2 protein-coding genes are annotated in these 2,801 nt (G+C 65.7%); both read right to left on the reverse strand.

Features of this window, described 5'->3' with window-relative positions:
- On the reverse strand, positions 1 to 2,141 hold a 2,141-nt coding region (locus IOC82_RS16975; RefSeq protein WP_290547379.1), incomplete at its 3' end, for a glycosyltransferase.
- Between the two features lie 83 nt (positions 2,142 to 2,224).
- The coding region (locus IOC82_RS16980) for a hypothetical protein (RefSeq protein ID WP_290547380.1) at positions 2,225 to 2,801 on the reverse strand (577 nt) is incomplete at its 5' end.

The following is a 2,801-nucleotide window of genomic DNA, read 5'->3' on the forward strand; positions in this document are numbered from 1 at the left end:
ACGCGGCGCACGCGGTCGTCGCGCAGCGTGGCGAGTAGCATGTCCATTTCGTCCGGGAGTTCGAAGCGAAGATTGGGATAACCGTCCTCCAGCCCCTCCGAGAGACGGCAGCCGGCCCCCTCATCCCAAGGGCGGAGGATGATCGGACGCAGGCCGGTCGCACGCAGCATGGCGCAGCGCTCGGCCAAGTGACGATCGACGCCGCCGCCGCGGCCATGTGACACCATCACGACAGCGCCCATGGTGCCGCGCGCCACGCGCCAGCGGGCAAGATCGGCGGCGCGGCGTGGGGCCGCCAGGCTGTCCTCCTCATGGAAGCGCTTGACGAGTGTTTCATAGCCAGGGTGCAGCGCCTCGAGAATCACGCCGTTGCGCCGCATCAGAACCGCCTTCGCGGAACCGAAGGACCGACCGCCGACATGCGCGACGAAGACGCCCGCTGCAAGCACATGCCGCCAGCCGAGCCGGCGGGCGCGCATGCACCAATCATTCTCCTCGCCATAGCCCTGGGCAAAGACGTCGTCGCGGAATGGCCCGGTCTCGGCGAGGCAGTCGTGGCGCAGGAACATGCAGAAACCGACGCCGGTTGGGATATCCACCGCAGCATCGCCATTGCCGGCACGGATGGCGGCGTCGATCGCCTGCAGGCCAGCCGAATCGGCCGGCGGCTTGGAGCCTGCCGGATCAGGGTAGGAGGCGATCGAGCCGTCATTGGTAAAGGGGGTGACGCTGCCGATGTCGTGGGAGCTATAGGCGACGCCGTGTAGGCGACCAAGCCAGCCGGCGGGCAGGACCGTATCGCTGTTGAGGATCACCACGTCGTCATTCTTAGCAGCCCGCAGCCCAGTATTGATGGCCGAAGGAAAACCGAGATTAACGGGGTGCCGGATCACTTCAACCCGGTCAAGGCCTTCGACCCCGGTAACCTCTGCGCGCAATGCTGCATCGGGTGACCCATCCTCGACAATGATAATCCGGGCATAGGCCGGCAGATCCAATCGAAGGGAGGCGAAACATGCCCGGAAGTCAGCAGCCCCGCGATAGACCGGGATGATGATGGCAATGCCCGGGGCGCGCCTGGGCTTCCGCTTCTCTCTCGGTGGCACGAAATTGAGAGCCGGCAGAGGGCGGATCGGATCGGCGTCAGGCGTCATCCGCTTGCCCTGCTTCCGGGCCAGGGCGGCCCCCATGCGCTCTGCGGCCTTGGCCGCCAGGCGTTCTTCGAGCGTCGGGTCGATTGGGCTCCCGAGGAGGTCGCGCCCACCCCAATCGGTCACGCGCAGGTTTCCCCGCCAGGGAATCGCGCTGCGTGGGATGACGAAAGCCCAGCGCGGACCGTCCAGCGCGACCTCTGCGCTTTCGGTGACGTCGAGTCCGAAGGGCTCGAAGCTCAAAGCGCTCCGGCTCGGATCGCTGGCGGGGGCGACATGCACGCTGGGTTTCTTCGCAAAGTCGGCCGGGTATCGAACCCAACCCCGCATGCCGCCATCGCAGGCAATGACCACACCTTCGACACGGCGCAGGGCGCCAAGGTTCAGCGGACTGCCGAGCAGCGGAACGCCAGCCGCCGTGATGATCACCTGTCCCTCGCGGAGATCAGCCTGCGCGGAGCCCTCCCAGACCATGGGAAGGCCCGCCTCAACTTGCTGAAACCGCATTTCGCATGAACCCACCATACCCGCCGGCGGGCCCGCCCAGCCCGGGAGCAGTTGGACGCGCACGCGGCCCTCCGAATCGGCTGACGCCCAGCCTGGCAGACCGAGCGCCGCGGCGATCTGCCCCGCCAGTTGAGCGATATCCGCATCGCGCGTCGCAAAGCGGCCCAGCATAGCGCCGAGGGCCGTGCCGGCCTCCTTCGGTCGGCCCTGCCGCAGATGGATCATGCCGAGTCCGAGAGAAGCTTCCTTGATTGGAGCGAATCGGGCCAAATCCTCGAACAGATTGCGCGCCCGGTCGTCATCCTGGCCCACCAGGGCGATCGCGAGCGAGAGCCGCACGAAGGGATCGTCAGGCGCCAAGCGCGCGGCCCGATCCAACCATTCGACGGCGCTGGGGTGATTACCGGCATCCAGATAGCCACGCCCTTTTCGGGCGGCGATAGCTGCTGGATGCTCGCCCTTGCGATCAGGGCCGCTTTGCATGCCAACCACCCAACATCAGGCAAAAAAACGGGCGGGGAAATGGTCTTCCCCGCCCGCAGCACGATTGTTTTGGCTTGTCGAAATCAGCCAAAGATACCGTTTGTCGAAGTAATCCCAGAGAGGGTCACACGGGTGCCATCGGCCAGGGTAAGGCTGGTGTTGCCGCCTGATGTAACAGCAGTAGCCAAAACGCTGCTCACATCAGTGCCAAAGCCGATGAGTGCCACGCGGTCTGTTCCGACCGTGAAGTCGCCAATCGTGACATTGGCGGTTGCACCACCGCGCCCATTGGAGAAGGCGAAAACGTCGTTACCGCCGCCGCCGCGTACCGTCGCGTTGCCAGAGCCGCCGAAGATCGTGTCGTTCCCAACGCCGCCGCCGATGACATTATTGCCGGAGCCAGCAACGAAGGTGTTGTTTCCGGTGCTGGTTCCGCCGCTGAGGGTTTGGTTCCCCGTACCAGCGACCAGCACGTCCGCGCCGGACCCGGCAGCGAAAAGCTGACTGCCGGTGCCGCCACCAACTATCGTCGATGCGCCGTCTGCGGCAACGATGATGTTATTCCCGCGATCGCCGCCGGCGAATACACCACCGCCCGTGCCACCGAACACCGTCGCGCTGCCGGAGCCGCCGACGACCGTCTGAGTACCGCTACCACCA

This window comes from Aestuariivirga sp. (genome assembly GCF_020252395.1).
In the GTDB taxonomy this organism is placed as follows: Bacteria; Pseudomonadota; Alphaproteobacteria; order Rhizobiales; family Aestuariivirgaceae; genus Aestuariivirga.